We start from the raw sequence: 3,593 nt of genomic DNA, 5'->3' as shown, positions 1-3,593 counted from the left end.
CCTACCGGCCCAGACGACCCGCTCGTAGCGACCACTCGGCGTGTTCCTCGAACGCGTCGGACTCGTCTCACAGCAGCGTTCGATCACGCGACCAGGACTCTCAGTGCTGCCGTACTACAGCTTCAGGTCACTCGAGCGTCTCTTCCGTACCGATGGCACGACGCGTCTCCGAAGCAGCACTGACCGACGCCGTCCTCCGGGACCTCCGTCGACTGTTTCTCTCCGCCCGCGGTCGATTCTTCACGCGGCCGAAGCCGCCCGAGCCCGCAATCGTCGTCGACCTCACGGTCGACGAGGTCGAACGGCTGCTCGGCGAGGAACACTTCGCTCCCAACTGGGACCTCTCGTTCGCCTACTTCGGCGAGGTCTGTAATCTCCGCCGGGTCGAGTACGTGGCTGACCACCCGCTTGGCTACCGGTGGTGGCAGGTCCACGTCAGGGGCTATCACCACCCCGACGGGATCGAACTGACGGCCCACTTCGAAACGAACCCGAGCGAGTCTCCCGACGCCCACGTCGACCGCGTCGGGATCGACGTCCCGCGGGGCCTGAAGAGTTTACGGGACGTTCTCGAGGCCCACAACGTCCCCTACGAGTCGATCGATCCGACCGGCTCGCCGTCCTCGAGTGAGGACGAGAGACCGGCGTCCAGCGAATCGGCCGTTCGGTGAGCGGTCGCAAAACGGTCCGTTCGGGTGACTCCCTTCGGTCGTCACCACGCACTCAAAAACCTGTCTGGTGAGAGCAAAGCTCTCGCTGGCCTTGCTTCGCTTCGCTCAGCAAGAGAGCAAAAAAACAGCACGCTCGCCAACACCTCGCGTGCTGGAATTCTCAGTCGGACGCTTCCGCAGCCGCCAACGGCTCGATCGCAATCTCCATCGTCACACCCTCGACGTCCCACTCCTTGCGGTGGCCGTCACCGTCCTCGACCCCTCGAAGTTCGTCCGCACGGACCTCCTCGCGGATCAGGGCCTCGCGTTCGTCGACCAGATCGGCGACGCGGTCGTCGTCGATCGTGAGTTCGAGCGCGATCCGTTCCTCGACGTCGAGTTCGAGGTCCTTGCGCATCTCCTGGACACGGCGGATGACCTCGCGGGCGTACCCCTCGCTCTCGATGTCCTCGGTCAGCGAGGCGTCGACGTAGGCGACGCCGCGGTCGTCGCCGTTCAGGCCGAACGCGGTACCCGCGATGTCATCCGGCGTCTCGGTGACGAACGAGACCATCGACTCCTCGATCGACTCGCCCTCCTCGAGGTGGTCGGCGACGGCCGCCTCGAGGGACTCGAGGTCTGGGTCGTCGATGCGAGCCTCGTTGAGCGCGTTCATCACCTGCCCGGCCCGGTCGCCGAAGGCGGGGCCGAGTTCGCTCATGTCGGCCTCGGCGCTGTACTGGAGTTCCTCCCAGCGGTCCTCGGCCGAGACGAGTTCGACCTCGCGGGCGTTGAGCCGGTCGGCGAGCAGGTCGGTGTGTCGTTCGACCGCTTCCGCGACGCGGTCGTCGTCGACGACGACGACCACTCGCGGGACGGGCCAGCGGAGCTTCCGGCCGGCCTGTTGGCGGGCGTTCGCGCCCGCTTCTTCGATGGCCCGCAGGAAGGCGACGTCCGCCTCGAGTTGGTCGTCGACCCAGAACTCCTCGACGGCGGGCCAGTCGCACATGTGGACGGTGTCGTGTTCGGCGTCGCCGGTGAGCGTGCCGTAGATTTCCTCGGAGATGAACGGTGCGTACGGCGCGAGTAGGGCGACCGTCTCCCGGAGGACGTGGTAGATCGTCGCGTAGGCGGCCTCCTTGGAGGCGCTGTCTTCCTCTTCCCACATACGCTCGCGGACGGCCTGGACGTAGAACCGGGAGACGTCCTCGACGACGAACTCGACGAGCGCATCCAGGGCCTTGTCCTGACGGCGGTCCTCGAAGTGGTCGGTCATCTCGGCCTTGGTGGACTGCAGCCGGGCGAGCACCCACTCGTCGATCAGCTCGAGGTCGTCGTCCACCTCTTCAAGCGTCGTTTCCTGGGGATCGAAGTCGTCTAAGCGCATGTACGGCAGCGGGAACCGGAAGACGTTCCACAGCGTCCGGAGGTTGTCCTCCATCGTCTGCATCCCGTCCCAGGAGAAGCGCATGTCCTCACCTTGCGGGTTGTTCGAGAGGAGGAACAGTCGCATGACGTCCCGACCGTGGCGCTCGATGGCTTCGTGGGGGTCGATGAGGATGTCCTTGGATTTGCTCATCGCGCGCCCGTCTGGCATGAGTGCGTGGCCGTGCATCAGCACCTCCTCGTAGGGGATCTCACCGAGCGCGGCGGTCCCCATGCCGAGTTGGGACCAGAACCAGCCACGGGTCTGGTCGTGGGCCTCGAGGATGAAGTCGGCGGGCCAGAGTTCGTCGAACTGGCTGTCGTCTTCGGGGTAGTTCAGTGTGCCCCACGATGCGACCGCCGCGTCGAGCCAAACGTCGAAGACGTCGGGGACGCGGGTGTAGGTGGTGCCGTCCTCGGTGATCGTCAACTCGTCGACCGTGTTCTTGTGGAGGTCGACGGTCTCGGGATCGACGTCCTGGTCGACCCGCTCGGCGAGTTCCTCGCGGTCGCTGATGACGATCATGTCCTCGTTCGCGCGCCCGCTGGCGCGCTCTGTACTGGCGGCGGTACCCGTCCCGTCGTCGCGGTTCTCAGGGGTCCAGACCGGTAACGGTGTCCCCCAGTAGCGCTGTCGCGAGACGTTCCAGTCCGGCGCTTCCTCAACGAAGTCCCGGAAGCGATTATCGCGGGCCCAGTCGGGGGACCACTCGCTGTCCGCGATGTTCGCCAGTAGCTCGTTCTTGATCTCCGCCGTCGTGATGAACCATTGGTCGGTGACGATCTGGAGAATGCCCGTGTCGCAGCGCCAGCAGTGGCCGTAGCTGTGCTGGACAGTACCCGAGGCGAGTAAGGCACCGTTGTCGTCTAAGTCCGCGATGATCTCGTCGTCGGCGTCTTTGACGAACTCCCCCGCGTACTTGCCGGCCTCGTCGGTGTAGACGCCATCGCCGTCGACGGGACAGAAGATCGAGAAGCCGAGTTCGCGCCCGCGCTCGAAGTCCTCCTCACCATGGCCCGGTGCGGAGTGGACGAGGCCGGTCCCGTCGCCGCCCGTGTCGACGTAGTCGGCGGCGTAGATCTCGTGCGTGCCCTCTGCGTCGACGTGGTCGGGGACTTCTTCGGCCAGCGGGTGCTCGTAGGACCAGCCGATCAGGTCTTCGCCGGTGAATTCCTCGACGATCTCGTACTCCTCGTAGCGACCCTCGCGCAGCACTTCCTCGTGTTTGGCCTCGGCGAGGTAGAGTAGCTCTTCTTCGCCGTCCTTCTGGGCGCGAACGCCGACGTAATCGCCGTCCTCGTCGACGGCAACGAAGGTGTTCGCCGGGATCGTCCACGGGGTAGTCGTCCAGATGACGATCTTTCCGTCTCGGTTCTCCAGGTCGAATTTGACGTAGACGGAGGGATCCTCGACGTCCTCGTACTCGACCTCGTTGTTCGCGATCGCGGTCTCACACCGGGGACACTGCGAGATCGAGCGGTGGCCCTTCTCGACGAGGCCGCGCTCGGCGGCCTTCG

At 65.4% G+C, this 3,593-nt stretch carries 2 protein-coding genes; one reads left to right on the top strand and one right to left on the bottom strand.

What is annotated here, in order from left to right; all coding sequences use genetic code 11:
* Window positions 1–152 precede the first annotated feature (152 nt).
* Window positions 153–671: a hypothetical protein gene (locus tag C446_RS17105; RefSeq protein WP_006674394.1), complete on the top strand. Its 519-nt coding sequence runs from the start codon at window positions 153–155 to the stop codon at window positions 669–671.
* A 160-nt stretch (window positions 672–831) separates the two neighbouring features.
* Here the strand turns inward: C446_RS17105 and ileS are convergent.
* The coding region (gene ileS / locus C446_RS17100; RefSeq protein ID WP_006674393.1) for an isoleucine--tRNA ligase at window positions 832–3,593 on the bottom strand (2,762 nt) is incomplete at its 5' end.

It is taken from the genome of Halobiforma nitratireducens JCM 10879 (assembly GCF_000337895.1).
GTDB classification, from domain to species: domain Archaea; phylum Halobacteriota; class Halobacteria; order Halobacteriales; family Natrialbaceae; genus Natronobacterium; species Natronobacterium nitratireducens.
Note: the sequence above shows the minus strand (reverse complement) of the source record. Positions and strands in the feature narration are given on the sequence as shown.

What these genes read in the sequence shown, in the direction of transcription:
- C446_RS17105 (WP_006674394.1), top strand. Translation starts at nt 153, where the DNA reads ATGGCACGACGCGTCTCCGAAGCAGCACTGACCGACGCCGTCCTCCGG.